The organism is Devosia sp. (genome assembly GCF_036406155.1).
Lineage (GTDB): Bacteria > Pseudomonadota > Alphaproteobacteria > Rhizobiales > Devosiaceae > Devosia_A.
Genome location: NZ_DASWVV010000002.1, coordinates 1 through 4,186, shown reverse-complemented (window position 1 = coordinate 4,186; position 4,186 = coordinate 1). Strand labels below are relative to the sequence as shown.

The 4,186-nt window shown below is 72.2% G+C and carries 1 protein-coding gene and 1 pseudogene; one reads left to right on the top strand and one right to left on the bottom strand.

Features of this window, described 5'->3' with window-relative positions; all coding sequences use genetic code 11:
* A pseudogene (locus VGD93_RS00070) lies at positions 1–123 on the top strand (IS630 family transposase); the annotation flags it as partial.
* Positions 124–135: 12 nt separating this feature from the next.
* On the opposite strand, the gene VGD93_RS00065 reads toward VGD93_RS00070, so the two are convergent.
* Positions 136–3,708 (bottom strand): AsmA-like C-terminal region-containing protein, encoded by a 3,573-nt coding sequence (locus VGD93_RS00065; protein WP_395007956.1) that lies wholly within the window; start codon positions 3,706–3,708, stop codon positions 136–138.
* Between the last annotated feature and the right edge of the window lie 478 nt (positions 3,709–4,186).

The following is a 4,186-nucleotide window of genomic DNA, read 5'->3' as shown; positions in this document are numbered from 1 at the left end:
ATGCGCATGGCCCAGCGCCGAACCGTCCCCGATACATGGCGCCACATCGGCGCCCTCGTCCAATCCATCGAGCCAGAAGAATGCGCAAACTACTTCGCAAATGCAGGATATGCTTCAAACTAAGCCAGAACCGCTCTAGTGGCCCAGCCCCAGGTCGAGCGGCAGCAAGAGGCGCCGCTCCTGCTCGCGTTGGCGCGCCGCCTCCTCCTCGGCCTGGCGGCGCGCTTCCGCTTCCGCAGCCTGCCGCGCCGCCAGTTCCTCGGCTGCCCGCTGCGCCGCCTCCTCGGCGAGGCGCGCCCGCTCCGCCGCGGCAGCCTGCCGCCGGGCCTCGTCCTCGGCCCGCAGCCGCTCGAGCCGGGCCACCTCCATCTCGTAGGCATGCACCATGATGGCATCGACCAGCGCGGCCACGTCGTAGTGTCCCTCGGGGGCGACGAGCGTGCCACCGATCCTGGCCGTGACTTCGGCGCCGACCCCGGCAAGAAGCGAATCTCCGGCGGCCGGCGCGGCGGGCGACATGACGAAGCTGCCCTCGAGCGCGAGGTCGGCGAGCCGCACCGAGGAACTGCCGAACAGCCGCGCGGTCCCGCTTTCGGCGGCGAGGTTGCTGCCGCGCACCACGCCGCCGGCGATGCTGAAACCGCCGCTCACGGACCCGGCGCGGAACGGCTCCTCGCCGAGCCGCTCGACGATGAGCGCCGCAAGCGCCGTCGACTCCATGTCGAGGACGCCGTCGGCCGACGCCGGCCCGTCGAACACGCCGGGGTTGAAATGCTCTGCCACGAGGCCGGTGACCGTGAACGTGCCGTCGCCGGTCATCGTTCGCAACGCCGACAACACTCCGTCCCCCGTTCCCTCGAAGCGGGCGCCGGCATCGATGACCCCGTCGAGCACCGCCCCCAGGCCCGCGGGTGCGATGGCGTCGATCTCGACGCCGGCGAGCGCCACCCGCCCCGCAAGCTGCTTGTCGGTCAGCGGGCCGGCGCAGCACAGGGCGAGTTCCATGCTGATCTTGCCCGATCCCACCGCGGCGGTGAGATCGCGCAGGCGAACGCCGTCGGCATCCCAGTCGAGGTCGAAGCGGGCATCGCGGGCCAGCGTGCGGCCGCCGCCGGTGATGGCGGGCGTCTCGATGGCGACCCGCCCGGTGGTGACGCGACGGCTGTCGCCGACAGCGAGCGGACCGTCTGGCCAGATGCTGCCGGGCGTTGCGATCAGGGCCGCCGGCCCCGCCAGCACGGCCAGCAACCCGCCGGCGTCGACTGCGCCGACCGCCAGTCGGCCACTGACGGTACTGACCTGACCGGTGCGACTGAAGCTGAGTTCTCCCGACACCGGGGCGGCTCCGTCGGCGGCGATCTCGGTGAGCTTGACGCTGCCCGCGCCCGCAAACTCCACGCGCGCCGAGCCGCGGAACGGCGGCACGTGGATGCCGTCGGCGCCGGCGAGAGCGGTGATGGCCGAGAGGTCGGTCAGCGCGGCCCGGAGGGTGCCGTTGCCACTGGGCGCACCCGGACCGGTAACCACGACGTTACCGGAGAACGCCACTTCGTCGCCGCCGCCTTCGACCCGCAGCGTGGTCTCGAAGCTGTTCGCCATCGCGCCTTCGACCACCGCCACGAGGTGCATGGGCCCACCGGGCGGCAGCAGCCCGGCGCCTCCCAGCCCAAGCTGCGCCGCCATGGCATCGGCATCGTCGGAGCGCAGGTCGAGCGTCATCGAGATCGGCCCGCCGAGGGCGCGGACGAAGCCATGCCCCAGTTGCGCCTCCAGCCTGACGTCGGCCACACCCGCCCGGCCCGCGACGGCCAGTGCCTGCCCGCCGGCTCCGCTGGGGGCATCGAGCCGGACCGTGAGATTTGCCGGCAGGGCACGGTCGATGGCCGCCCGGACCGGCGGAGCCGCGCCCACGGCGTCGTAGAACAGGGCAAGGGCCGGAGCATTGGGGGCGGCAACCGCTATCGTCGCGGCGCCGGAAATCTCCGGCCTTGCCAGCGTGCCGAAGGCGGTGAAACGCCCGGCGATGCGGGCGCCGCCGAGACTCTGCGCCGCAACCTCGTCGAGTACGAGCACGCCGCCCTCCCATGAGCCGCGGGCCTCGAGCCCCTCGCCCGCGAGGCCGCCGACGGTCGCCTCCCGGGCGGAAAGGCCGAACCTTCCCTTGGGAAAGGACGCGGCAAAGGACGCGTCGCGGCCGATGTCGGGAAGCAAAGTGCCGAGGACGGCGCTGTCTTCCGCATCCAGAGCGCCGAAATCGGCGGTGAAGTTGAGGTGCCGGGCGGTGCCGCCGAACCCGATTTCCGCAGTGATCGGATGGGACACGCCGCCGACAGCGAGCGCCCCGTTGCTGAGGCTGACCGTCTCGCCCACCAGCGCCACGTCCGTCGTGAGCGCGACGGGCACGTCCAGCAAGGGTGCGCCCTCCACGGGTTTGCGCCACAACGCCGACAGGGCGCCGGGGCGGCGGGTGGCGAGCGACAACCGGCCCGACAGGTTCGGCCTGCCGGCCGCGGCCGTGAGCACGCCGCTCAGTGCCAGCTTGCTGGCCCCCGGCAACTCGGCCGAAAATTCCCGGATCGTCCAGCCGCTCGCATCGGCAGCGGCATCGAATCGTACGGCGCGCAGCTTCACGGCGCGCAGGTCGACTTCCGCAATGTCGACGCTGATGGAGCCGGGCACTCCCGGGACCGGCGGCGGCGGCAACTCCGCCAGCAGCCGCACCAGTTCGTACGGCGCCGCCATCGGCTCGGCGGTGGCGTCACGCGGCGGCAGCGCCAGCACGCCACCCGAAATCACGGCGTTGAACGAGGGAGCCTGGCCCAGTTGCAGTTCGGCGGCCCCCTGCAGCCGGGTGCCGGCGCGGTTTTCGTCGGGCACGAGGGTGTATTCGGAGAACAGGACGCGCGCGGTGGTCGCGACGACCTTCGCGGCAACGACCAGGTCGCCCCGGCCTGCATTTGCGCGATCGGCCGCGTGCGGCGCCTGCCTGAGCGTCACCTGTCCGTCGAAGCGCGGGCTGCCGCCGGCCGACACCCGGCCCTCGGCACTGAGCGACACGCCGTCGGCCGCCGGCCGGATGAAGGCGGAAAGCTGCGTGTCGCCGTTTTCATCGATGGCCGACGTCGAAACACGCACGGCGTAGCGGCTGTCGCCATAGCGGCCGTCGCCCTGGAACGAGAACGGTCCGCGCAGCGCCTCCATGCGCAATTCGCCGGTGATGCCGTCGGCAGTGACGACGTCGCCGCTGCGCGCATCGGCGACGATCACCTGCGCGCCGACGATCTGGGCGTTGGCAACGGCCACGTGGGTATCGGAACTGACGCTCTCCGCCAGCCTGAGGCCGGAGACGACGTGCCCCTCGGCATCGACGGCGACGTGCAGCACGGGCTGGTCGAGCAGCAGGCGGGTGATCAGGTAGCGGTCGCGGAAGAAGTCGACGAGCGAGAACTGCGCCTCCACCCGACCGACGGTCAGGGCCGGCGCCCCCTCGGCCCCCACCACGACGTCGCTGAAGGTCAGCTGCGGCTGCGGCAGCAGGGTAAAGCCGATGTCGCCGGTAATGGTGACGGGCGCCCCCAGCACCTCGCTGGTCACCGCCTGCATGCGGTCGCGATAGTCGCCCCAGTGGATGAACCGCGGCACCAGATAGGCGGCCGCAATGGCCAGGATCGCGAGCACGCCGATAACGATATAGAGGCGGTTGAGCACGGGGTGGTGAATCTCCTTGGGCGCGGCGGAGTGTAGGGAAACCGCTGCCCCCCGTCACCCGGCAATGCCGCGGTGCGGTGGCAGGAATTTGGCGCGCCGCGCGGCCATCGATTGGCCATGCCGAAACGCCGCCCGGGCCTCGCCCGCGCGGTTTCGCCTCTGTTCTTCCGCCGCCTCCCTTTAGGAGGGAAGCGGCCCCGGCGAGGCGGTCGCCTCGGAGCGGTAGTCCGCAAAAGGGTGAGGCTGGCGCCTCGCCGGAGCGGCCGGGTGGTGTGGAGCCGGCCCGTTACGGTTGTGCGGTCACGCAAAAAGGTTTCGCCGCATCGCTTCCGGCCAAGGCCCTGCCGCTGCCGGCGGGGGCCCTGCCTTCGGCAGCCGGGCAGCGGCTGCCAGTGTCGCGAGGCGACCGAGCGTATCGGTCGCCCGACCCGTCACGGACCGGCCTGGCCGGGACGACTCCCGGCCTGCCCGGCCGGCG